The sequence below is a fragment of the Collinsella sp. AM17-1 genome (genome assembly GCF_003470665.1).
Classification (GTDB): Bacteria; Actinomycetota; Coriobacteriia; order Coriobacteriales; family Coriobacteriaceae; genus Collinsella.
The window spans coordinates 80668-104225 of sequence record NZ_QRJZ01000003.1; the positions used below are offsets into that span (position 1 = coordinate 80668).

A 23558-nucleotide genomic window follows, 5' to 3' on the forward strand; every position below is an offset into this window, starting at 1 on the left:
GGCCGTACGCAACAATCACGTTGCACACGGCCCGCTACCAGCAGGTTTATAAAACGCCAGGGGTCCCTGTCTCCACAATTGACCTAGAAAAGGCGCTCAGTCTGCAGAAAGTTTCCGCAAAAGCTCACGCGGTGCAGCGGACAAAGTCCATGTTTGCGAATCGCCTCGATGTGCTCGGGGCTTGCGTAGCCCTTCGACTCGGCTAGATGATACTCGGGGTACTCGGCGTCGTACTCGACCATCATCTCGTCACGCGTGACCTTGGCCATGATGGACGCCGCGGCGATGCAGGCGATTTTGGCATCGCCCTTCACCACGTCGCGCTCGTTGGGAACGGCGCCCAAGGGGTTGCCATCCATGAGGACGCAGTCGGGTTCAAGTCCCGTATCGGCCACGGCGCCCGCGACGGCGGCACGAATGGCACGCGCCATGCCCATCTCATCGATATCCTTAGGCGCGATATGGCAAAAACCGATCGCCGTCGCCACCTCGGCAATCTTCACTGAGAGCAACTCGCGGCGCGCCGGCGTGAGCTTTTTGGAATCGTTGATACCCCAAACGTGCGGCTCCATAGGAAGACAGACGGCGCACACCGTCAAAGGACCGGCCACCGATCCGCGACCCACCTCGTCGACACCAACGACCACCCCATCGCCGCCAAGCTCATGCATAAGCTCGTACATGTCATTGACGCGCTCGCGCTCGGCAAGCTCTTTGGCATGGCGTTTGAGGGCGCGTTCACAAGCCTTGATCACCTGCTGGCGCGGGTCCTCGCGATAATGCTCCACGAGGGCGGGAATCTCCTCAAACGTAGCGCTCGCCAACTCACCGGCAACCTGCGATGCCGAAACCGAGCTCGTCATGTTGGCCATACCAGGCCCTCCTTGCATGCAAATCAGATAAAAAGAAGGGCCACCCGAAGGTGACCCTTGTGTCCAAACGAGTGGACAGACGCTGCGATCTTCTTAGCGCTTCTCGGGGATGCGAGCAGCCTTGCCCACCTTGTCGCGGAGGTAGTACAGCTTGGCGCGACGGACGCGACCATGACGAACGACCTCGAGCTTGGCGATCTTGGGGCTGTGAAGCGGGAAGGTACGCTCAACACCGACACCGAAGGACATCTTGCGGACGGTGAAGGTCTCGCGGGCACCGGCGCCGGCCATGCGGATGACGTCGCCCTGGAAGACCTGGATGCGCTCGCGGTCGCCTTCCTTAATGCGGTAGTGAACCTTGACGTTGTCGGCGACGCGAACCTGAGGAATGTCCTCGCGGATCTGCTGACGCTCGATTGCGCGGATGTAATCCATGTGCAATTCCTTACTCTTCTAGAGGTGCCGTACCACCTTGGCCGGCACGTAGTTGAACAAACGTATTCGAGTATACACGCGCGGGTTTCTGCTGCAAGAACAATTTTTTACGCAGACAAAAAGACAAAACCCGCACATGATAACCGCCCGCCTCACGAATGAGGCGGGCGGCATGAAGGGGGCTACGCTAGGCGTCTATACCCAAAACGTTAGGCGGAACGTTTGGCCTCGAGCTTGGCCTGGGCGGCAGCCAGGCGTGCGAGGGGCACGCGGTAGGGCGAGCAGGACACATAGTCCACATCGGCCACGTTAAATAGGCCCTTGATGGACTTGGGGTCGCCGCCGTGCTCGCCACACACGCCAAAGTGCATGCCGGGGTTGGTGGCGCGACCCTTCTCGACGGCCATGCGCACCAGCTCGAGTACCGCAGAGTCGATGGTCTCGAAGGGGTTATCCTTCAAGATCTTCTTGTGCATGTACAGCGGGATGAACTTGGCCTCGGCATCGTCGCGGGAGAAGCCGAAGGTCGTCTGCGTGAGGTCGTTGGTGCCAAAGCAGAAGAAGTCGGCATGATGGGCGATCTCGTCGGCGACCATGCAGGCACGCGGCAGCTCGAGCATCGTGCCCACGGGAATATTGAGCTCGACGCCTTCCTCGGCGGAAACCTCGGCGATCACGCGCTCGATGACCTCGCGGGTCTGGACATGCTCCGCCGTGATGGAGACGAGCGGGACCATAATCTCGGGACGCGGGTCGACGCCTTCCTTGATAAGGCGGGCAGCAGCCGTTGCCACGGCACGGACCTGCATGAGCGGCAGATCGCTAAAGACGACGGACAGGCGCACGCCGCGTAGGCCGAGCATGGGGTTCGACTCGACCATGCCGTCGATACGACGCAGGCGGGTGCGCAGGACGGCAAGCTCTTCCTCGCTGGCGCCAGCGGCTTCCTTCTTGGTGATGGCGACCTCGAGCTCGCGAGGATTATCCAGGAACTCATGAAGCGGCGGATCGAGCAGGCGAACGACCACGTCGCGACCGGACATAGTCTTGAACATCGCCAGGAAGTCCTCGGTCTGAACCTTGAGCAGGTCGGCCAGGGCCTGCTGCTTCACGGTCTCATCGTCAGACAGGATAAAGCTCTGGATGATGTTCTTACGGTCGCCCAGGAACATGTGCTCGGTGCGGCACAGGCCGATGGCCTCGGCACCAAACTCGAGGGCGAGCTCAGCGTCCTCAGGGTTGTCGGCGTTGACGCGCACGTGGTTGGCGTGGCCATCGGTCTCGTCCAGACGAATCTCGTCGGCCCAGGACAGGATGGTGTCCAGGTCGCCGGTGAGCTCAGCCGAAACCAGATCAACGGCGCCGTCGACGACGATGCCCTGAGTACCGTCGATGGAGATGATGTCGCCCTCATGCAGCACGCGGTCACTGCCCTCGATGTGCACGACCTTCTCGGCGGCGTCGATGTGGAAGCGTTCAACGCCGCAGACGCAGGGCGTACCCATGCCGCGGGCGATAACGGCGGCATGGCTCGTCTTGCCACCGTGGCTGGTCAGGATGCCCTCGGCGGCGACCATGCCCTTCAGGTCATCGGGGTTGGTCTCCCAACGAACCAGAATGACCTTGTGACCCTCGTTGGCGCGCGCGACGGCGTCATCGCTCGAGAACACGACCTCGCCCACGGCGGCACCGGGGCTGGCGTTAAGACCGCTGGCCAGCGCCTCGTACTTCTTGGAGGCGTCAAACTGCGGGTGCAAAAGCTGGTCGAGCTGCGCGGGATCGATGCGGCTCACGGCCTCCTCGCGAGTGATCAGGCCCTCCTCGACCATTTCGATGGCGATGCGCAGGGCGGCGGTGGCAGTGCGCTTGCCCACGCGAGTCTGGAGCATCCAGAGCTTACCCTGCTCGATGGTGAACTCGATGTCGCACATGTCGCGATAGTGATCCTCGAGCGTCAGGAACACGCGCTCGAGCTCCTCACCTGCGGACTCGAGGCCCGGGGTGGTCTTGAGGTCGGCGATGGGCTCGGTATTGCGGATGCCGGCGACGACATCCTCGCCCTGGGCGTTGACCAGAAAGTCGCCGTAGAACTCCTTAGTGCCGTCGGCCGGGTTGCGCGTAAAGGCGACGCCGGTCGCGGAGGTCTCACCCTTGTTGCCAAAAGCCATAGCCTGGACGTTGACGGCAGTACCGAGCTCGTCGGAGATGCCGTGCTGTTTGCGGTAGATGCAGGCGCGCTCGTTCATCCAGCTGCCAAAGACGGCCTGGATGGCAAGGCGCAACTGGAGCTCCGGATCATGCGGGAAGACGGGCTTGCCGCCGGTGACCTCGAGCTCGGGATACAGGGCGGCCTCGACGTTATCAGAGAAGATGCCCTTGAAGGTCTCGACAAGCTCCTGAAGGTCCTCGGCCGAAAGCTCGGAATCGACGCGAACACCGGCGACCAGGCGGGCCTGGGTCAGGGCGTTCTCGAACAGGTCGGCATCAACACCCATAACGACGTTGGAAAACATCTGGATAAAGCGGCGGTAGCTATCCCAGGCAAAACGCGGATTTTGCGTCTGGGCGATGAGCCCCTGAACGGAGTCGTCGTTGAGGCCCAAGTTGAGGACCGTGTCCATCATACCGGGCATGGAAAATGGAGCGCCCGAGCGAACCGACACGAGCAACGGATCATTGTCGTCACCGAGCTTCTTGCCACAGCGGGCCTCGAGGTCGGCCTCGGCGGCAACGATCTCATCGAGTGCGCCTTCGGGCCAGACGTTGCCGGCACCGGAGTACTCGACGCAAGTCTGGCAGGTAATGGTAAAGCCACCGGGAACCGGCAGGCCGATGCGGCTCATCTCGGCAAGGTTTGCGCCCTTGCCGCCAAGCACGAAGTTCATGGACTTGTCGCCCTCAGTGACACAGGTGCCCTGGGCGTCGGTTCCAAAACGGTAAACCCTCTTGCAATCGCTCACGATACTTCCCCTTCCATGCGCTTACGCGCACGACCGTGGTAACGAATCGACCCGCCGGATGCGGGCCGTGAGGGAACTATACGGCCGGATTTGAACGGGCTTGAGCAGAGGATACGCGGTTTGGTAAACGTGCTAAAACTGGCGGTAAACGGTAGGTAAAGTTGGTTACCTTATGAAGATACCAACACAATAAAAAAGCAGGTCAGATGCGATGTTTTTGCTAAATCGCTTTATCAAAATGCTACTAATATTAGGCGCGGCGGGTGGCTCGGCGGGCGCGAGCTTCTTGGATTTCCTCCAAGTGGCTAATGATCTCGGAGGCGCTCTCCTCAATCGCCTTGCCATCGGTGCGTACCACAAAGCAGCCCAGGCGCTTCATAAGGGCACGGGCTTCCTCGAGCTCGCTGCGTACGCTCTCGGGCTCGGCATAGGAGCCGGCAACGGCACGGGCGTAATCATCCCCCAGGCGGCTATCGCGGATCTCGGAAATCACGTCAACAGTCGAAATCAGACCGAACAGCCGCATCGGGTCGACCTCGTAAATCGACTTAGGCGGCTCCATACCATGCGCCAGCGGAACATTGGCGACTTTATAGCCCTGATAGGCCAAATACATCGACAGTGGCGTCTTGGACGTGCGCGATACGCCCAACAGCACGATATCGGCACCCGACAGATCATCGCACCCGCGCCCGTCATCGTGCTCAACAAAATACTCCATGGCCTCGATGCGATGGAAATACCGGTCATCGGTCTTGTGAATCACGCCCGCAACGCCCTTGGGTGCAACGCCAATAAGCGACGAAAGCACGGCGAGTGTCGGGCCGATCAAGTCGACCGAGCGGATATGCAGCATGCTCAGGTAGTCGAGTACGCGAGCGCGCAGCGCCGGGTCGACGATGGTGTGGAACACAGCGATATCGCGGTGGTCGGCATCGACGCGCGGCCCCACAAACGACTTGACCTGCTCCACCGAGGTCACCTTGGGCAGGCGTAAAACACGAAAAGCCCCTTCATCAAATTGCCCGGACGCCGCAAGCACCACCTCACAAGCGGTATCACCGAGCGAGTCGGAGATAACGATAACGGTGGGACGAGCGGCGACCGGGCAATCCATGCGGGGCTCCTTTTGCGCTTACGCGCAGGCTAGCTTACTTTTTGCGGGCAAGCTCACCGATATTGGCGATGCCGGAGAACACGGCCTCGAAGCGGTTGAGCAGCTTAAGGCGATTATCGCGAAGCTGCTCGTCCTTGTCCATGACCATAACCTCGTCGAAGAAGCGGTCGATGGGTGCGCGCAGAGCGGCAAGCGCGGCAAATGCGGCCGGGTAGTCCTCGGCAGCAAGGGCGGCGTCGACAGCGGTCTGGGCAGCCTCGGAGGCGTCGGCGAGCGCGAGCTCGGCCTCGCCCATCAGGCTGCGGTCGTACTCCGCGCCCAGCTCGGGCTTGGAGATATGCGCGGCACGAGCATAGGCGGTGGCCAGGTTGTCAAAGGTCTCGGCGTCGTTCTTGCGGGCCTCGTCGAGGGCGGCGCAGCGGGCGAAGAAGACCGACGGCGCGATGATGTGCACCGCGGAGACGGCGGCAACAGTATCCGCCGGGATCTTCTCATCACGGGCCATGCTCACCAGACGGCCGTGGAAGAAGTCGCGAACCTGCTGGGCGACCTCGGCGGCGTCGAACTCGATGCCCTGCTCGCTATAGAGCTCAAGGGCGAAGTCGATGAGCGACGTGGGGTCGATCGGCAGACGGTCGCGCAGGATGTTGATGATGCCGATGGCGGCACGACGCAGCGCGTAGGGGTCCGAAGAGCCGGTCGGAGGCTCTCCGATGGCAAAGATACCGGCGATGGTATCGAGCTTGTCGGCGCAGGCCACGATGCAGCCAGCGGTGCCCTCGGGCAACTCGTCACCGGCAAAGCGGGGGCGATAGTGATCGCGGATGGCATGGGCGACCTCGTCGTTCTCCCCCATCGCGGTCGCGTAATAACCGCCCATCACGCCCTGCTGGCTTGTAAACTCGACGACGGCGTTAGACACCAGGTCGGCCTTGCACAGGTGCGCGGCACGGCCGGCGTCGGCTGCCAGGTGAGCACCCAGGTGTGCCTCGCGGGCAATCGCAAGCGCAAGCTGCTCAATGCGCTCGGACTTGGCAAGCACGCTGCCGAGCTTCTCCTGGAAGGCGACCTTGGCCAGGCGCTCACGGAACTCGTCGAGGGAGATCTTCAGGTCCTCCTCGTAGAAGAACTTGGCGTCGTCCAGACGGGCACGCACGACGCGCTCGTTGCCGTCGATCACGCGCTCGGCGTTCTCGGGCTTGCTGTTGGAGACGACCACGAACTCACGCGTCAGCTTGCCCTCGCCGTCATAGATCGGGAAGTAGCGCTGGTTGGTGAGCATGGACTCGCAGATGATCTCGTGCGGGACCTTGAGGAATTCCTCATCGAAGGTACCGACGAGCACCGTCGGCCACTCGCAGAGGTTGATAACCTCCTCAAAGACCTTCTTGGGCGTATCGACATGGCAGCCGGGACGGGCAGCCTCGACCTCGGCGATACCGGCTAGAATCGCCTCGCGACGGCGCTCGGCAGAAAGCACGCCGGCGTCCTCGAGCACCTGCTCGTAGGCGGCGGGGCTAGCGACAACGTGGTCACCGGGGCCAAGCACGCGATGGCCGCGCGTAGTGTTGCCGCTCGTCACGTCGGCAAACGACACGGGCACAACATCCTCGCCCAGAAGGCAGCAGATCCAGCGGACCGGGCGCACGAAGGTGGCGTGCTCGTGGCCCCAGCGCTGACTACGGTAGTTGGGCCACTGCAGGCCGGCGATGGTCTTCTCGCACAGGGCCGTCAGGATCGGAGTAGCCGGAGCGGAAGGAATGTTCTTCTCGGCAAAGACGTACTCACGGCCGTCGGTGTCCTCGCGACGGACCAGATCCTCGGCAGCCACACCGCACTTGCGGGCGAAGCCCTGGGCGGCCTTGGTGGCGTTACCGTCAGCGTCGAAGGCGATGTTGGCCGCAGGGCCACGCTTGACCTCGTGAACCTCATCGGTCGCAGTGGCGACGTTGGCCACGAGCGCAGCCAGACGACGCGGACTCGAGATCACGCGGACCTCGCCATGGGCCAGACCGGCCTCGTCGAGGCCCTTGGCGATCATGGTGCCAAGCTGCTTGACAGCATTGTTCAGCGGTGCGGAGGGCATTTCCTCCGTACCGATCTCAAACAGGAAATCCTTAGCGTCTGCCATGGCTTACGCCACCTCGCCTTCCTGGTCGGCATTCTCGTTGACTCCGGCGACCTCGGCCATATAGGCCTCGCAGCACGCCTTGGCGACGGCGCGGACGCGCAGGATGTAGTTGGCACGCTCGACCGCGGACAGGGCGCCGCGGGCATCGAGCAGGTTGAAAGCGTGGCTGCACTTCATGACACAGTCATACGCTGGCAGCGGCAGCTTGCGCTCCAGGCAGGAATGGCACTCGGCCTCGTAGTCGTCAAACTTCTGACGCATCATCTCGACGTTGGCGACCTCAAAGTTATAAGCACTGAACTCGCGCTCGTTCTCGAGGAACACGTCGCCATAGGTCATGGGCGTACCGTCGGGCAGGTAGCTCCACACCAGGTCGTAAACGGAGTTGACGCCCTGGGCATACATGGCGATACGCTCCAGGCCATAGGTGATCTCGACGGGCACGGGGTCGACCTCGATGCCGCCCACCTGCTGGAAGTACGTAAACTGCGTGACCTCCATGCCGTTGAGCCAAACCTCCCAGCCAAGGCCCCAGGCGCCCAGGGTCGGGCTCTCCCAGTCATCCTCGACAAAGCGGACGTCATGGTCGTTGGGGTCCAGGCCAATGGCGGCAAGAGACCCCAGGTAAAGCTCCTGAGCATTAACCGGAGAGGGCTTAATGAGCACCTGGAACTGATAGTAGTGCTGCATGCGGTTAGGGTTCTCGCCGTAGCGGCCGTCGGCGGGACGGCGGCAGGGCTGCGCATAGCAGGTGCGCCACTCGGCGGGACCGAGCGAGCGGAGCGTGGTCGCGGTATGGAAGGTACCGGCACCGACCTCGGAGTCATAGGGCTGCATAATGACGCAGCCCTGCTCGCCCCAGTACTGCTGGAGGCGCAGGATGATGTCTTGGAAGGAAAGCGATGAAGCGTTCATGCCTCTAATATCCCCTCGTCGAAACGATTACACGGTTAGGTACTGTACTATAGCGGTTTTTAGTCGATAGCGCCCAGACGGTTGAGCGGCCAGTAACGCACGAGCGCTACGGCGATCAGGTCCGAACGGTCGACCGGGCCAAAGTAGCGTGAGTCGGCTGAATTCTCGCGGTTGTCGCCCATCACCCACACGCAGTCGTCGGGGACGGTGTAGGGATAGCTCACCTGGGCGGCGGGCGCCTGGACCGAAAGCGGCCAGCTCATGCCGGTCGTATAGTCCTCGTCGAGAGCCTGGCCGTCGACGACGACCTTGCCGTCCTGCAGGTCAACGGTCTGGCCGGCCGTGGCAATGACGCGTTTCACCAGCACATCATGCTCAGAGGTGCCATCGGGGTTGTGAAACACCACGATATCGCCCTGGGTGACAGGCTGGCCGAGCTCGAGGCTCACCTTTTGCGCCAGGATCTGGTCGCCAATCTCGATCGTGGACTCCATGGAGCCGGTGGGCACCACAAAGGGTTCGATCACAAAGGTGCGGATCAGGAAGGTGGCGGCGAGCGCGATGACGACGACCGCGATCCACTCAAAGGCGCCCCTCAACGCGGAATGCTGCGATGGAACCATTCTCACTCCTCGCTCTGCGAATACGAAGCGTCCAGAATCTCCTGCGCGTATGCGCGCTCCTGGGGCGTAAGCCGCGCCGTCTCGATCAGATCGGGACGCCAACGACAAGTGCGCTCGATGGCATTCTTGCGGCGCCAGGCATCGACCTTAGCGTGATCTCCGCTCACGAGCACCGGAGGCACACCCTGGCCATTGAACTCAGCGGGGCGGGTGTACTGCGCATACTCGAGCAGGCCTCCGTCCTCGGCGGTCGAGAACGACTCGTCGACGTTGCTCATCTCGTCGCCCAGGGCGCCGGGAATCAGGCGTACGACGGCATCGGCAACGACCATAGCGGGAAGCTCGCCGCCCGTGAGCACGTAATCGCCGATCGACAGGCGCTCGTCGGCATACGCATAGGCACGCTCGTCGACACCTTCGTAACGGCTGCACACAAACAGCAGGCGCTCGGTTTTGAGCAGGCGCTCGGCCACATGCTGCGTAAAAGGCTCGCCACAGGGGGTAAAAAACACCACGGTGGGCTTAGGACCCTCGGAGCTAATAGCCTCGATGGCCTCGGCGATAGGCTCGACCTTCATGAGCATGCCCTGCCCGCCGCCGTACGGCTCGTCATCGACGGTACGATGGCGGTCGTGCGTCCAGTCGCGCAGGTTATACGCCTTAAAATCAAAAAGGCCGGCCTTGCGGGCGCGGCCCAAAATCGATGTGGACATGACGGGCTCAAACATCTCGGGAAAGACCGAAAGGGTCTCAATCAGCATGTTGTCCTCCCTACTTGTCCATATCGATCAGGCCGTCCATAACGTGGACGGAAATTGTTCCAGTGTCGGGAAGATCGAGCACGACCTGCTCGATCACGGGAATCAGTACCTCGCCGTACCGATCACCCTCGACAACCCAAACATCGTTAGCGGGCGTCGACATGATCTCGACGATCGTGCCGAGCGAACCGAAGCGCTCATCGACCACCTCGCGACCCATCAGGTCGGTATAGGCAGCGTCGAGCGAATCGAGCTCAAAGTCGTCACGATTTGCCAGCACATAGCATCCCGTGATGCCCTCGGCGGCCGTCAAGTCGTCAATACCCTCAAACGAGACCAGATCGCCATCGCCCGTATCGGTGACGGACACGACCGTGCAAAAGCGGTCGCGCTTGAGCGCCGGCGGCGTCAGGGCGACGCGCATACCCGGCTCTAATACAGAAGGAAGCCCCCGCAGCGGCTGCGCGAGGACCTCCCCCTTCCTTCCGTGCGGCTTGACCACACGGGCGATGTTTTTGTACTGGGACCTCAAGGTCCTAGCCCAGAACCTCTACCTCGACAGCAGTGTCGAGGCGAGCGGCCAGTGCACGGGCGAGCGTGCGAATGGCCTTGATGGTACGGCCACGACGGCCGATGACCTTAGCGACGTCATCCTCGGCGACCGAAACCTCAATCGTGGAGGCGTCGTCACCATCGATGACCTCAAGGCTCACGGAATCCGGGTCGTCGACGATCTGAACAACGAGATATTCGACGAGATCGGCGATGCGATCTGAGAGCATTGCCTCACCCTCGAGCTGTGCAGCGTCAACCTCAGGCACGATTTACTCCTCGGCGCCCTCAGCGGCCTCAGCGGCAGCCTTAGCGGCCTCGGCCTCTTTGGCGAGCTGCTTCTTGGACTTCTTGACGACGGTCTCGGTCTTCTCGCCCTCGTTGGCGGCCTTGACCAGAGCGGCGACGGCGTCGGTGAGCTGAGCGCCCTTGGACTGCCAGTCGGCGATCTTCTCGAGGTCGAGGTTGATGGTCTTGGGGGCGGTCATCGGGTTGTAGCGGCCAACCTCCTCGATGATACGACCGTCACGCGGGGCGCGGGAATCGGCGACGACGACACGGTAGTACGGACGCTTCTTAGCGCCGTGACGAGCAAGGCGAATCTTGACTGCCAAAGGAAACTCCTCCAACCAAGCAGCTTTAGGCTGCAACTACAAACAAACAGTTGAACATAATACGCCATCGACGCGGGCAGGTGAAGTCCGTGAGACCAACTTCTTCGGTGTAGTCGAGGGCAAATCCATATCTTAGACAAGAATTCGGGATTTGCAAGCACATACACGCACCCCACATGAGCTGCGCGGTATACTCATGACATGGAAAGACGCGAACATACATACGGTTATGAGGATGCCATGGGCGTCACACCACCTCCCTGGACGGGCCCGGCGGTGGGTCTGATGGACCTCGATGCGTTTTTTGCGAGCGTGGAAATGCTCGATCATCCCGAGTGGCGCGGCAAGCCGCTCATCGTGGGCGGAGACGCCGATTCGCGTGGCGTCGTGTCCACGTGTTCGTATGAGGCGCGTCGCTTTGGCGTGCGCTCTGCCATGCCCTCGGCCGAGGCACGGCGCCTGTGCCCGCAGGCCATTTGGACGCACGGGCACTTTGATCGCTACCGCGAGGTCAGCTCGCAGGTCATGGCGATTCTCGCCGACGAGACCCCGCGCGTTGAGCGCGTATCCATCGACGAAGCCTTTATCGATATCACACCGGGTCGCTTTGCGCCCGAAGACCCGCTGCTGGTTGCGCGGCGTATAAGCGACCGCGTTGCAGCGCTGGGAGTGACCTGCTCTATTGGCGTGGGCTGCAACAAGACGGTCGCAAAGATCGCAAGCGAGCGGGACAAGCCGTTTGGGCTGACCATCGTGCGCCCCGGAACCGAGCAGCGCTTTTTGGCCGCACTGCCGGTATCTGCCATGAGCGGCATCGGGCGCTCGGCCGAGGAGCGACTGCGCCGCATGCGCATCTACACGCTCGGCGAGCTGTCACGTGCACCGGAATCCACCTTGGCCTCTATTTTTGGTGTCAACGGCGAACGCATGCGCCAGCGTGCGCTGGGACTCGAGGTTTCCGAAGTCACGAGTCTCGATGAAGAGCGTAAGGTCAAGTCGGTCAGCAATGAACGCACCTTTGCTAAAGATTTGACTGAGCGTGGGGATATTGAGGCGGCGATTGCGCTGCTGGGCGAGTCAGTGGGACGCCGCCTGCGCCGTCAGGGACTAACGGGCGCCACGGTGACGCTCAAGCTCAAGTATTCGTATGGAAACGGTCGCTCGGCACAGCGCCGGCTGCCTCATCCGACCGACGATGAGAACATCTTCGTGGCGGTTGCACTCGAACTGCTCGACAACATCTGGCAGGAAGGAATGCACGTGCGCTTAGCAGGCATCGGCATGAGCGACTTCGACCACCAAGGCGGCATCCAAACCGACCTGTTCTGCGAGATCGATGACCGCGGAGCCCAATCCAGCGACCGCCGCGACCTCTCCGTCGCCATCGACGCCGTCCGAGACAAGTTCGGCGACACCGCGCTATCCTTCGGCCGCCAATCCCGCTTCAACGATTAACCGCCTTTGGGCAAAAAGAAAGCTGGGCAGGTACGGAAAACCGCAACTGCCCGGCAAAATGCGCGAGGCTAACTAAAAGCCCCGTATCAAATGAGCCACTAGAGGAGGTCGAGGGGGAGCTGGGGAGCGTCGCCCCAGAGCTTCTCGAGGCGGTAGAAGTCGCGGGCCTCGGGGGTGAAGACGTGGACGACAACCGAACCGTAATCCATGAGCATCCAGGTCTTCTGCTCGCGGCCCTCGATGGAGAACGGATGCTCACCGCAAGCCTCGGCGACCTTCTCCTCGATCTCGTCGACGATAGAATCAACCTGACGGTTATTGGTACCGGTGGCGAGCACAAAGTAATCGCACACGTCGGAGAGCTCGGTCAGATCAAGCACCTGCACGTCCTCGCCTTTCTTGTCGTAGGCGGCCTGCGCGGCGGCGCGGGCGACATCCTCGGCGGCGACACCGCTCGTGGACAGCGAGGCAGCGGTGCGGTCGGACGTGGCAACGAAGCTCTTGTGCTCCACACCTTCAAGAATCTGCTCGTCGGTCATGGTCTCATCGGCCATGGAATACCTCTTTCTAGACACACCCGAGCTAGCGCAGCTGGGCGTAATGGTTGTAAATCGTAATAGCCGTGGGATAAAGATAACGCCCGGAATGGATCACGTAGACCAGACCCTGCGCAAAACAGGAGAAGAACAACTCGTCAAGCGTCGACTCCCCCACCATCTTGCGCAGCGCGATGGCATAATCACCATGGCGGTTGGGCTCGATGGCATCGGCCACAAAGACCACCATATCGAGCGGCGTCATGTCGCAGGCGCCCACGGTGTGACGGTCGACAGCCTGGAAAACGGCTGGCGATAGCTCGGGAAATAGCTGCGGAAGCTCATAGGCGGCAACCGGGCCATGCAGCAGCGGTGTCGCGGCCGAAGGAGAGCCGGCAACCTTAATGCCGTAGTGCAACGCGCGGGCCACGAGCTCGTCGTCGGAGAGCACCTTATCCCAGTCGTGAATCAGGCCGGCGGCGGCGGCATCAAAGCGGTCAACGCCGTAGACCTCGGCCAAATGAAGCGCGGTCTCGGCAACGCCCAGCGAATGCATGTAGCGCTTGCGCTTATCCTTCATACGCACATCAAGCAGCTCTTGAATGCGCTTAAGCAGCGCGCGCTCATCGCCTTCAAACTGATCCTCTACCGACAACGTAGACCCCCATCACTCAAAATCTTCTTGACCCAGATCGGTATACAGCCCGCGTTTACGAATATAGCCGAGCACGGACTCGCTCGTAAGATAGCGCACGCTCATGCCACGGGCAACTCGCTTGCGAATGTTGGTCGAGCTAATCGCCAGCGCCGGAATCTGGATATAACGCACGTCAAACGGCAGGCCCGACTCTTTAATTCGCGCGCGAGCAGTATCGATATCAAAGCCCGGTCGCGTCGCCGCAATAAACGTGGCAAGCTCGGCGATTCGGTCGGCATCATGCCAGGTCACAATATCTATAATCGCGTCAGCGCCCGTAATAAAGTAGAGCTTTACCTGAGGCGGGTAAAAGTCGCGAAGGGCATGAAGCGTATCGGCCGTATAGGTCACGCCCGGACGATCGATCTCGAATCGGCTCGCCAAAAAAGCCGGATTCGCAGCGGTGGCGAGGACCGTCATGGCATAACGGTCCTCGGCAGGCGTCACCGGTTTGTCGAGCTTAAAGGCGGGAGAGCCGGCCGGCATAAAGAGCACGGCGTCCAAGTCGAGCGACTCGCGCGCCTGCTCGGCGGTAACCAAGTGCCCGTAGTGAATCGGGTCGAAGGTGCCACCCATGATGCCAAGCCGAAACTCCTGACCATCCTTGATAGGCAGCTCAGGCAGACCAATTCCACCGCGCAGCGACATGACTTACTCGCCCTCCGGGGTCTCGACATCGTCCGCGACGTCCGCTGCATCGACAACCTCGACGTCATCATCCGCAGCATCGGCTACGTCAAAGACCTCAACGGCAACGTCCCCGCCTTCGTCCTCAAGTTCCTCCTCGTACTCCGAGAAGTCCTCGGCGCCCTCAAAGTCAAAGGCGCGCTGGCAAATGCGGACCTCGTCGCCCGCACGGCAGCCGGCCTTCTCGAGCGCGTCGTCAACACCCATGCGCGCGAACTTATGCTGCAGGTAGATGACAGCCTCCTCGTTTTCCCAGTCGGTCTGGATGACCATGCGCTCGATGGCGCGACCGACCACGCGGAAGGCGTGGGGCTCTTCCTGAACAATACGGAAACGCTTCTCACGTTGCAGGCGACGGCGCTCCCACTCATCGTCGCGCAGATCGACCGGCTCATCGGAGACAGCCAACTCGGCGCGCAGCTTAGCCACCTGCTCTCCCACGGCAAGCATCAGCGTGTTGAGGCCGGCGCCCGTTACAGCAGAAACGGCAAAGAACATATGTCCATCGTCGAGCGCAGCGCGTTTGAGGTCGGCAATCTTGTCAGCCGTGCCCGGCGCATCGCACTTGTTGGCGACGACGATCTGCGGGCGCTCCGAGAGCTCGGCGCCATACTGCTCGAGCTCGCGGTTGATGATGCGATAGTCCTCGACCGGATCGCGATCCTCAAAACCGCCCGTCATGTCGACGACATGCATGATAAGTGCCGTGCGCTCGATGTGGCGCAGGAACTGATGGCCCAGACCCTTGCCCTCGCTCGCACCCTCAATAAGGCCGGGGACGTCGGCAACGACATAGGAGTACTCGCCGGCACGCACCATACCCAGGTTGGGCACGAGCGTGGTAAACGGATAGTCGGCGATCTTGGGTCGGGCGGCACTCATGCGCGCAATGAGCGAGGACTTGCCGACCGAGGGAAAGCCCACGAGCGCGGCATCGGCCATGAGCTTCATCTCGAGCTCAATCCAGTGCTCCTCGGCCGGCTCACCCAGCTGGGCGAATGCGGGCGCGCGGCGCACCGACGTCACAAAGTGCGTATTGCCCAGGCCACCGGCGCCACCAGGGGCCACGACAACGCGCTCGCCATCATGCACCAAGTCGGCAATCTCGAACATCGGGGTCTGCGTCTCGGGGTCGAGCTCGCGCACCACGGTACCCATGGGAACCTTCAAGATAAGGTCCTCGCCGCTCTTTCCGTTGCGGCGGGCGCCCTGACCGTGCGTTCCGCGCTCGGCACGAAAATGATGCTTAAAGCGGTAATCGATCAGTGAAGACAGCTGAGCATCGGCCTGGATGACGACATTGCCGCCACGACCGCCGTCGCCGCCATCGGGGCCACCCTTGGGGACAAAGGCCTCGCGCCTAAACGACATGCATCCGGCACCGCCGTCGCCGCCGCACACGTTAATGCGGCTGATATCGGTGAACTGTGACAACAGAATCGCCTCCTACAAAAAGAGGGAGACCCTTGAATCCTAAAACTCAAGTGCCTCCCACATATGTGCTCTATGAAGGGTGAATTACGCGTTCGCGAGCGGGCGTACGCTGACCCTGTGCTTGATACCCTTGTGGAACTCAACGGTACCGTCGACCAGCGCGAACAGCGTGTCGTCCTTGCCACGGCCAACGTTCTCACCCGGGTGGATGTGAGTGCCGTGCTGACGGACGAGAATCGTGCCCGTGGTTACCGTCTGGCCGGCATAGCGCTTCGTGCCAAGGCGCTGACCGCGGGAGTCACGGCCATTACGGGAGGAACCGAGTCCTTTTTTGTGTGCCATTGTGTATACCTACTCTTTCGTTACGAGTGTAATCTACTCGGCGACGGGAGCCTCGGCAACAGCCTCGGCCTCTGCCTTGACAGCCTTCTTGGCGCGGGACGTAGCCTGGACCTTCACGATCTTCAGCTTGGTGAGCTGCTGACGGTGACCCTTCAGACGACGATAGCGCTTACGCTTGTGGAACTTAAAGACCAGCTGCTTCTCGCCCTTGAACTGCTCAACGATCTGAGCGGTAACCTTGGCCTTGGCCAGCTTGTCGGGATCGGTGACGATCTTCTTACCATCGTTGAGGAAGATGACCGGCAGGGTGACCTTGTCGCCCTCATTGCCCTCGATCTTCTCGACGGTGATGACATCGTCGGTGGCGACCTTGTACTGCTTGCCGCCCGTGTTAACGATTGCGTACATGTTTACTTGCCCTTCATGCATCAGTTAGTGCAACAGCCGAATATAGTAGCAGGCGATAATACCCCCGTCAACGAGTATGTGGAGCAAATCCACAAGTTCGCACAGGTATGGGGCTGACGAGTCGGCCCTCGTCGTCCTCGCATGCTTGATTCTGACGCTCGACATCGTAGGAGCAGATGGTCACGAGGTCTTGCATACCGGTGGAAACAATAGGTGCATCGACGCCCGGGGTCAAGCCCTGCAACAAAACATCAGCAGCAGAAAGCAAAATCTCCGGACGCATGGAGCCCTCGTTGTCGGCATGGGTGTCGAGCATGAGCACCAGATGGTCCGGACGCTCCCCCGCCGTGAGCTCATAGCCCACCAGTGTGTGGTCAAGGTCTAAGCGCTTACTCTTCTTACCGCGTGCGTAGTCGATGCCATGGCCTGCACGCAACGTATCGATCGCGGCGCGTACCTCGTCGGCGCTCACGGGGGCCTCGGAGTCCAGGTGCAAGTCGATGCGGTACGACAGACGCGTAAGCTGAGCCGTCAGAGCCGGCGTGCGCACGTCGATGTAGGCGGCCTCGATAGGCGCCAGATCGGCCGGGGACGCGGAGGCCAGGCGCTCAAAAGCCTCGTCAAGCGCGACGAACTCAGTCATAAACAGGTCGTACCACTCGCAGGTCGACGACGTGCCCACGGGCAGCGCCGACGAAAAGCCCACGCGCATATGCGGCGAGAAACCCTGTGTCACGGCATAGGGCAGGCCCGCACGGCGCACGATGCGCTCAATGGTATGGATTAGTTCCAGATGGCCCAGGTACTTAAGGCGATCACGCTTGCCGTAGCGAACGCGCAGCCTAAAGAGCGTGGGATTGTCGGTCAAGCGCTCACTCATGCGCGATCACCCATCAATACGTTCTTGGCGTGGAGCGTGGGGCAGATTCCGCAACCGGTACACGACGTGCGGGTGCAGTCGGGCGTCGTGACGCCCTCGAGCGAGCGACGGTACTCGCGCTCGAGGAAGCCGCGCGTGCAGCCGGGGCTCACATGCTCCCACGGCAGGCGCCAGTCCAACTCGTAGGGCAGGTGCACCAGCTCGTTGAGGTCGATGCCGTTTTTGGCAGCGGCCTCCTTCCAGTTGTCGAGCGAAAAGTGCTCCACCCAGGCGTCGAAGCGCGAGCCCGCACGCCAGGCATCGATGATGACCGGCGTCATGTCACGACCGGCGCGGGAGAGCGCGGCCTCGATGAGCGAGGTCTCGGCATCGTGGTAATGCACGCGGACGGCACGGTTGCGAACGCTCGTGATAAGCAGTTTCTGGCGGCGCTTGACGTCGTCGTAATCGAGCTGCGGGCACCACTGGAAGGGCGTTGCCGCCTTGGGGATGAACACCGAAACCGAGATAGACACCGAGATGGACCCGCGGCGCGCCTTGGGCACCACGGAGCGGCCAAGCTCCAGCACGTGATCGGCCAGGTTGGCGATAGCCACGATATCCTCGTCGCGCTCGCCGGGAAGGCCCATCATGAAGTAGAGCTTCATGCGGTTCCAGCCGGCCTCGAAGGCCGCCTTGGCCGCTCGGTCCAGGTCCTCCTCGGTCACGTTCTTGTTAATGATGTCGCGCATACGCTGGCTGCCCGCCTCGGGCGCGAACGTCAGGCCGCCCTTCTTTTCGCCGGCGACCGACTCGGCCATATCAACGCCAAACGAATCCAAGCGCTGCGACGGAATGGACACGCGAATACCCGTGTCCTCCAGACGACGGTTGAGCCTACCGAGCACGTCGCGGATGCAGGAGTGGTCGGTCGTCGAAAGCGAGGTAAGCGACACCTCGTCATAGCCAGTCTTTTCCAAGCCCTGGATCACCGATGACACGATCTGGTCGGCCGAGCGCTCGCGTACCGGACGATACGTCATGCCTGCTTGGCAAAAACGGCAGCCGCGGGCGCAGCCACGCAAGATCTCGATAGACAGGCGATCGTGGACGAGCTGCGCATACGGCACACACGACTGAGAAAGTGGATTGGTGGCACCAAAGTCCTCGACGACGCGCTTGTAGACTACCGGCGGGACGTCCTTGCCCTCGCGCGGCACGGTGTAGCCATGCGGGGAGCAGGGCTCGTCATAGCGCACCTCATACAGGGACGGCACATAGGTACCGGCGACCGTCGCGAGCTGCTCGACAATATGAGCGCGCGAGACGCCCTCGTCGCGCAAGCGGCGATGCAACTGGCAGATCTCAAGCAGCGACTCCTCGCCCTCGCCAATGAGGATGGCATCGAAAAAAGCCGCATATGGCTCGGGGTTATACACCGAGGGACCGCCGGCGACGATGATGGGATCGTCCTCGGTACGGTCGGCCGCAAGCAACGGAATGCCGGCGAGATCAAGCGCTTCGAGGAAGTTCGTCACAGCCATCTCGTGCGGTACGTGCATGCCGACGATGTCGAACGAGGCCACGGGCGCTGCACCCTCGAGCGACAGCAGCGGAATCCCCGCCTCGCGCATCGCATCGCCCATATCGGGCCACGGCACGTAGCCGCGCTCGCAGGAGATGCCCTCGGCCTGATTAAGGATGTTGTAGAGAATGGCGATGCCCTGGTTGGGCAGACCGACCTCATACACGTCCGGATAGATCATGCAGCAGCGATAGTCGGCATCGGCCTTTGAGAGCGTGCCCCACTCGTGGTCGATATAGCGACTCGGCTTTTCGACCTTGGCGAGCAACGGCTCGATCAGATGAAAACAGTCTTGGTATGCAACGCGCAACGGAAAACCCCTAAGCAGCGAGATCGGATGCGTCTTGGTAGGACGCCATAGGACGGGTGGCACCGGCGACCGTGGTCACCAGATCGCGAACGCGCGAGAACGTGGCGGCAGCGACCTCGTTGGCGCGGCTGTAGTCGACATCGCGCTCGTAGAGCGACACGAGCGCGCGACCCATGCCATAGGTACCCGCGGCGGCGGTAAGCGCCTTAACGACAAAGCCGATGTGCGGCGTCCGCTTCACCAATGCGCGGGTAACAGCGCGAATCACCAGACCGCCGGCGAGCACGCCTGCGACCTCGTAGCCGCGCTCGGGCTTAATGCCGCGTCCAAAGATGGCCGCGAGCTCAAAGAGCATTCCCACCTGCGCCAGCGCCATCACGGGATAGTCGGCACCCGGCAAAAACACCAGGGCGCCCGTCGCCATGTTGGTGAGCGCGCACGAGGTAATGATGCGATTTGCCGCCGCGATGCGCATAAAGGCAAAGTTGGCGGCAAAAGCCGTCTCCTTGTCCGTACGATCGAGAATCCAGCGGGCAAGCGTCTCGAGCAGATACGTCTTATCGGTTGCCGCCACCACGCCGAGCATGGGTGTGGACTCCTCGATAAACGGCACCTCCACAGCAGACTCGGCAAGCACGCACACGGGCGCGCCGGCGATCACGAGCTCCTGCACGGCACTCTCCAGGCGGTCGGAGCCGCACGAGAGGACCAACACCACATCGGTATCGGCCTTGGGAACGATACGGTCCTCCCCCAGGCGATCAACACGCACAATGCCCGAAGTCGTCTGCGGCACAAAGGCATCGCGCACCGTCTCGACCAAAAAGCGAGACGCAGTCGAATCAAGGTAAACCGAGACACGCACCGGTGTATCGGAATCCTTCTTAACAGACGCGCCCATCTTAAAAGCGCTGGTCAACTTATCTACGGGAATCTTCATGGCAAACCCCTCCAGCGGTTACGCGGCGCCCGAACGATGCCGCCATATGGATTGTACGATACCCACCGTCAGCAACTGAATCATCATCGACGACGAACCAAAACTAATAAACGGCAGCGGAATACCGGTAATCGGCATCATGCCAATGCACATGCCGATGTTCTCGAAGGTCTGGAACGCCCACATGCCGACGATACCCACGCACGATAGGCGCAAGAACAGCGACTCGCACTTAAAGGCAACGCGGATCGTCGAGAAGATCAGCAGCACGTAGAGGCACAGGAGCAAAAAGGAGCCGCAGAAGCCGAAGGTCTCGGAAAGGAAGGCAAAGACGAAGTCGGTGTGGAACTCGGGCAGAAAGCCGCCGGCCGACTGCGTCGCGTGGCCCAGGCCCTTACCAAAGAAGCCACCCGAACCGACGGCAATGAGCGACTGCTGCAGGTTGTAGGCATCATCCGAATTGGCGTTGTCGGGGTCGATGAAGACCGTCAGACGGTTCATCTGATACTGCTTGATAAGCACGTCGTGGCCAAGGAGCGAATCAAAGACCGAGTCGAGCGCCAAGATGAGCGCAATCAAACCAACCAGCAGGGCCAAGGTCGACAGCACCCATTCGCGACGTGCACCGCTCATGCAGATGACGATGGCACACGAGACCAGCACGACCAGGCCCGAGCCCAGGTCGCCCATGGCGACGACGGCCAAAAACGGGATGGACAGCATACCGCAGAGCTTGACGTAGTCGCGAACGGTATCGATGCGGCCGTTGTATTGCGAGCCAAGCGTGGCGATAAAGAAGATGGTGATGAGCTTGGCGAGCTCAACGGGCTGGAAGGTCAGGCCGATACCGGGGATCTTGATCCAGCCCGTCATGCCCAGACCGCCCGTATAGGACAGGCCCGGAATCTTGGGCGAGAAGATCACGATCAGGTCAATGACGAGCAGCGCCGTCGAGAAATTGGAAATGCCACGCAGGTCGGTGCGCCAGACGAGCACCGCCAGCACCGCGCCAATGCCAATACCCAGCAGGTGGCGCGAGAACGAGGCATCGGCCTTAAACTGCGAGGCCGACCAAATAATGATGGCGCCATAGGCAACGAGCGCGACGGTAGCCAGCAGCACACCGATGTGTACCTTCTGGCGGAACGTGCCGCGCGAGGCCGAGAGCTGCTTGTTAACGCGGTCCAGGCTGCTGCGGGAGCCGGTCTTGGTTGAGCGGAACAGGTCCGCCGGCGAAAAGTCCATCGCAACCTCCTATCGAACCGAAGAATCGCCCGAGGCCGAAGAGGTATCGGGCTCGTCATAAATCACGCCGAGCACGTCGCGCACGACATGCATCGCGGTATCTGAGCCACCGCCGCCCTGCTCCAGGACAGTAGCGATGACATACTTGGGATCATCGGCCGGCGCATAGGCGCAGAACCACGCGTATTCGTCCTCGCCGCTTTTCTCGCCCGTGCCCGACTTGCCGTATACCTGCGGCGTCAGGGTGCCAAAGTGAGCCGCCAGGGACGTCGATGCCGTGTAAATCACGTCGTGCATGCCGTTGCGAACAAGAGCCAAATCCGAATCGCTGTTGATCTTGGCCTCCAGGCGCTTCTTCTTGCCTTTGCCGTTGTACTTATAGGCATCGCCGTCGCCATCGCGCGACACGGCAGACAAAAACACGTGAGGCACGTACTGCTTACCGCCGTTGGCAAGGCCCATGTAGGCGCATGCCATCTGCAGAGGCGTCACCAAAATGTCGCCCTGGCCGATAGCGATGTTGGTCATATCGCCGGCGTTCCATTTGCGGTCCTCGGCAGAGGCGTCGGTAAAGTACGACTCTTTCCACTCGGCATCGGGAATACGGCCCGCGCCCTCACTCGGCAGATCGATACCGCAGGCCTTGCCTAGGCCCCAGCGACGAAAGACCTCCTGCAGGCCCTCGGAATGTTGCTCGTCATAAAAGAACGCCTTGCCCATGTCGTAGAAGACGGGGTCGCACGAGTTGGCGATACCCGACTGCAGCGTCATGGTGCCGTGGCCAGACGTCAGCCAGCAGCGCTTGCCCCAAGCCTTGCCAAGGCCCGTCCAATAGCCCGTGCAGTTGGTTGTCTGCGTTGAGGTGTAGGTTCCAAACTCAAGACCGGCCAGAGCCGAGAGCGGCTTGATGGTCGAAGCCGACATATACTGGCCGCTAATGGCGCGGTTGAGCAGCGGGTGCGAACCCTCGTCGTCGTTGAGCTCGGTCCACACGTCGTTGGAAATGCCGCCGATGAACACCGACGGATCAAACTTGGGCTCGCTCGCCATGCCCAGAATCTCACCATTGTTGGGATCGAGGCACACCACGGCGCCGTTGCCGGCATTGCTATGGCCCGTGGTCTTGGCAAGCTCAATGGCATTCGCCAGAGCCGTCTCGCAGGCCTGTTGAATCTTAAGATCGAGCGTAAGCTTAATGTCGGAGCCGGCCTTGGCGGGAACGGCGCCGGCTTGTCCGGTCACGTTACCCGAGGCGTCAACTTTCACGGTCTGCTCGCCACGAATACCCTGCAGCAGGTTTTCGTAGTAGCTCTCAACACCCGCCTGGCCCACGATATCGCCCGACTGGTACGTAATCCGGCCAGCAGAAGCATCATCATCGCCAGAGGTTTTCTTATTCTGGGCCTCAAGCTGCTCGGAGGTAATGGTGCCGGTATAGCCCAAGATATGGCATGCCGTCTCGCCATATGGATACTGGCGCTCGGTGCGCTCGGCAATCTTCACGCCAGGGAACTCGCCGGCGTGCTCCTGAATATAGGCAACTGTGGAGCGGCGCACGTCCGTCGCGATGGTATGCAGGCTCTGGGCGCCCTCGGAATTGTCCTGGATATTGCGCAGCACCGCGACGTAGGGCATACCGAGCACGTTGGCAAGATGGCGAACCAGCACAGTGTCATCGGCCAGGTCGCGATAGGCGACGACGGCAAGTGAGGGACGGTTTTGCACAAGTGCCACGCCATTGCGATCAAGGATTCGCCCGCGCACAGCCGGCGTGGTGACAGTACGGGTCTGGTTGCTCTTGGCCTGCTTGTCGTAGTAGTCCGACGAGACCATCTGCATACCCCACAGCTTGACGGAGAGCGCGGCAAACATCGCGCCCACGCCGGCGGTGAGGATGGAGAAGCGACCCTTGAAGGCGGTAGCGGCGGTATTGCCCTCGCCCTCGGTGGCACGCGGGGCCGTTCCATGCTGCGTGTCGTAGGTAAAACGGGAATCGCCGCGGCGCATGATGACCAGCGCGACCACAATGGCCACGACCAACACGATACCGGCGATGATAACCGTCATCTGGGAAGACATC

At 61.4% G+C, this 23558-nt stretch carries 23 protein-coding genes; 1 reads left to right on the plus strand and 22 read right to left on the minus strand.

The window, feature by feature from the left end; all coding sequences use genetic code 11:
* Positions 1 to 83: 83 nt before the first annotated feature.
* The 11 genes from DW195_RS02600 to rpsP all read right to left on the minus strand — a co-directional run bounded on the left by DW195_RS02600 (position 84) and on the right by rpsP (position 10980).
* Positions 84 to 872 carry a ribonuclease HII gene (locus DW195_RS02600; protein WP_118205739.1) on the minus strand — a complete coding sequence of 263 codons (789 nt, stop codon included), beginning with the start codon at positions 870 to 872 and terminating at the stop codon, positions 84 to 86.
* Positions 873 to 965: 93 nt separating this feature from the next.
* Positions 966 to 1307: a 50S ribosomal protein L19 gene (gene rplS, locus DW195_RS02605; protein ID WP_006236098.1), complete on the minus strand. Its 342-nt coding sequence runs from the start codon at positions 1305 to 1307 to the stop codon at positions 966 to 968.
* 209 nt (positions 1308 to 1516) lie between these two features.
* Entirely contained in the window at positions 1517 to 4267 is a 2751-nt protein-coding gene (gene ppdK, locus DW195_RS02610) for a pyruvate, phosphate dikinase (RefSeq protein ID WP_118205740.1), read from the minus strand.
* 250 nt (positions 4268 to 4517) lie between these two features.
* On the minus strand, positions 4518 to 5384 hold the full coding sequence (locus tag DW195_RS02615; protein WP_118205741.1) for a pyruvate, water dikinase regulatory protein: 867 nt from the start codon (positions 5382 to 5384) through the stop codon (positions 4518 to 4520).
* Between the two features lie 34 nt (positions 5385 to 5418).
* Entirely contained in the window at positions 5419 to 7515 is a 2097-nt protein-coding gene (gene glyS / locus DW195_RS02620) for a glycine--tRNA ligase subunit beta (protein WP_118205742.1), read from the minus strand.
* Between the two features lie 3 nt (positions 7516 to 7518).
* Complete coding sequence (locus DW195_RS02625) at positions 7519 to 8430, minus strand: glycine--tRNA ligase subunit alpha (protein WP_006236091.1); 912 nt, start codon at positions 8428 to 8430, stop codon at positions 7519 to 7521.
* A 59-nt stretch (positions 8431 to 8489) separates the two neighbouring features.
* Positions 8490 to 9053: a signal peptidase I gene (lepB, locus tag DW195_RS02630; protein WP_118205743.1), complete on the minus strand. Its 564-nt coding sequence runs from the start codon at positions 9051 to 9053 to the stop codon at positions 8490 to 8492.
* Positions 9054 to 9055: 2 nt separating this feature from the next.
* A complete protein-coding gene (gene trmD, locus DW195_RS02635) occupies positions 9056 to 9814 on the minus strand; it encodes a tRNA (guanosine(37)-N1)-methyltransferase TrmD (protein ID WP_118205744.1) in 759 nt (252 codons plus the stop codon).
* 10 nt (positions 9815 to 9824) lie between these two features.
* Positions 9825 to 10346: a ribosome maturation factor RimM gene (gene rimM / locus DW195_RS02640; RefSeq protein ID WP_055309865.1), complete on the minus strand. Its 522-nt coding sequence runs from the start codon at positions 10344 to 10346 to the stop codon at positions 9825 to 9827.
* Positions 10347 to 10350: 4 nt separating this feature from the next.
* Complete coding sequence (locus DW195_RS02645; RefSeq protein ID WP_171021534.1) at positions 10351 to 10596, minus strand: KH domain-containing protein; 246 nt, start codon at positions 10594 to 10596, stop codon at positions 10351 to 10353.
* 42 nt (positions 10597 to 10638) lie between these two features.
* The gene (gene rpsP / locus DW195_RS02650) at positions 10639 to 10980 is read right to left on the minus strand and encodes a 30S ribosomal protein S16 (protein WP_022094749.1); all 342 of its coding nucleotides are present in this window, start codon (positions 10978 to 10980) and stop codon (positions 10639 to 10641) included.
* Between the two features lie 201 nt (positions 10981 to 11181).
* Between rpsP and dinB the strand changes: the two genes are divergently transcribed.
* On the plus strand, positions 11182 to 12435 hold the full coding sequence (gene dinB / locus DW195_RS02655) for a DNA polymerase IV (protein WP_199576295.1): 1254 nt from the start codon (positions 11182 to 11184) through the stop codon (positions 12433 to 12435).
* Positions 12436 to 12533: 98 nt separating this feature from the next.
* On the opposite strand, the gene rsfS is transcribed toward dinB, so the two are convergent.
* The 11 genes from rsfS to mrdA form a co-directional block, all read right to left on the minus strand.
* The gene (gene rsfS, locus DW195_RS02660; RefSeq protein ID WP_117876980.1) at positions 12534 to 12989 is read right to left on the minus strand and encodes a ribosome silencing factor; all 456 of its coding nucleotides are present in this window, start codon (positions 12987 to 12989) and stop codon (positions 12534 to 12536) included.
* 28 nt (positions 12990 to 13017) lie between these two features.
* Positions 13018 to 13551 (minus strand): bis(5'-nucleosyl)-tetraphosphatase (symmetrical) YqeK, encoded by a 534-nt coding sequence (yqeK, locus tag DW195_RS02665; RefSeq protein WP_199576298.1) that lies wholly within the window; start codon positions 13549 to 13551, stop codon positions 13018 to 13020.
* An 87-nt stretch (positions 13552 to 13638) separates the two neighbouring features.
* A complete protein-coding gene (nadD, locus tag DW195_RS02670) occupies positions 13639 to 14316 on the minus strand; it encodes a nicotinate-nucleotide adenylyltransferase (RefSeq protein WP_117583242.1) in 678 nt (225 codons plus the stop codon).
* 3 nt (positions 14317 to 14319) lie between these two features.
* Positions 14320 to 15789: a GTPase ObgE gene (obgE, locus tag DW195_RS02675; protein WP_199576296.1), complete on the minus strand. Its 1470-nt coding sequence runs from the start codon at positions 15787 to 15789 to the stop codon at positions 14320 to 14322.
* A gap of 84 nt (positions 15790 to 15873) precedes the next feature.
* The gene (rpmA, locus tag DW195_RS02680; RefSeq protein ID WP_006236075.1) at positions 15874 to 16131 is read right to left on the minus strand and encodes a 50S ribosomal protein L27; all 258 of its coding nucleotides are present in this window, start codon (positions 16129 to 16131) and stop codon (positions 15874 to 15876) included.
* Positions 16132 to 16164: 33 nt separating this feature from the next.
* Positions 16165 to 16539 carry a 50S ribosomal protein L21 gene (gene rplU / locus DW195_RS02685; RefSeq protein WP_035138585.1) on the minus strand — a complete coding sequence of 125 codons (375 nt, stop codon included), beginning with the start codon at positions 16537 to 16539 and terminating at the stop codon, positions 16165 to 16167.
* A 67-nt stretch (positions 16540 to 16606) separates the two neighbouring features.
* A complete protein-coding gene (locus DW195_RS02690; RefSeq protein ID WP_118205748.1) occupies positions 16607 to 17419 on the minus strand; it encodes a TIGR03936 family radical SAM-associated protein in 813 nt (270 codons plus the stop codon).
* Positions 17416 to 19293, minus strand: coding sequence for a TIGR03960 family B12-binding radical SAM protein (locus DW195_RS02695; RefSeq protein WP_118205749.1), 1878 nt, complete (start codon positions 19291 to 19293; stop codon positions 17416 to 17418). The genes DW195_RS02690 and DW195_RS02695 overlap by 4 nt, the downstream gene beginning before the upstream one ends.
* A 10-nt stretch (positions 19294 to 19303) precedes the next feature.
* Positions 19304 to 20233 carry a YcjF family protein gene (locus DW195_RS02700; RefSeq protein ID WP_118205750.1) on the minus strand — a complete coding sequence of 310 codons (930 nt, stop codon included), beginning with the start codon at positions 20231 to 20233 and terminating at the stop codon, positions 19304 to 19306.
* 18 nt (positions 20234 to 20251) lie between these two features.
* Positions 20252 to 21478 (minus strand): FtsW/RodA/SpoVE family cell cycle protein, encoded by a 1227-nt coding sequence (locus DW195_RS02705; RefSeq protein ID WP_118205751.1) that lies wholly within the window; start codon positions 21476 to 21478, stop codon positions 20252 to 20254.
* Positions 21479 to 21487: 9 nt separating this feature from the next.
* Positions 21488 to 23557 carry a penicillin-binding protein 2 gene (gene mrdA, locus DW195_RS02710; protein WP_118205752.1) on the minus strand — a complete coding sequence of 690 codons (2070 nt, stop codon included), beginning with the start codon at positions 23555 to 23557 and terminating at the stop codon, positions 21488 to 21490.
* Between the last annotated feature and the right edge of the window lies 1 nt (position 23558).